The sequence below is a fragment of the Bacillus sp. SIMBA_154 genome (assembly GCF_046536015.1).
GTDB classification, from domain to species: Bacteria; Bacillota; Bacilli; order Bacillales; family Bacillaceae; genus Bacillus; species Bacillus pumilus_P.
On record NZ_JAWJBV010000422.1, the window covers coordinates 1 to 256 of the forward strand.

1 protein-coding gene is annotated in these 256 nt (G+C 53.5%); it reads left to right on the forward strand.

Features of this window, described 5'->3' with window-relative positions; translation table 11 throughout:
• The coding region (locus R0K30_RS22610; RefSeq protein WP_410613161.1) for a hypothetical protein at positions 1-256 on the forward strand (256 nt) is incomplete at both ends.

A 256-nucleotide genomic window follows, 5' to 3' on the forward strand; every position in this document is an offset into this window, starting at 1 on the left:
GAAACATGCGTTGCGCACGAGCATGAGCTACGAGGGCGAACATGTTCAAACAATCCGTTTCGACCATAAGACCGCAGATGTCGTACGCGGTAACTGGCTGGTCGCGGCGGATCTCATCGAGACGGCGATGGCGCAAGGGAAGCGCAATGTGGACAAGGATTATCTGTTCCATGACGTACCCATCGAAGCCGTGCGCCGTTACCTTCGTGAAACCCACATTTCTGAACACCATATGACTTTGAAGCAGCAGCACTTG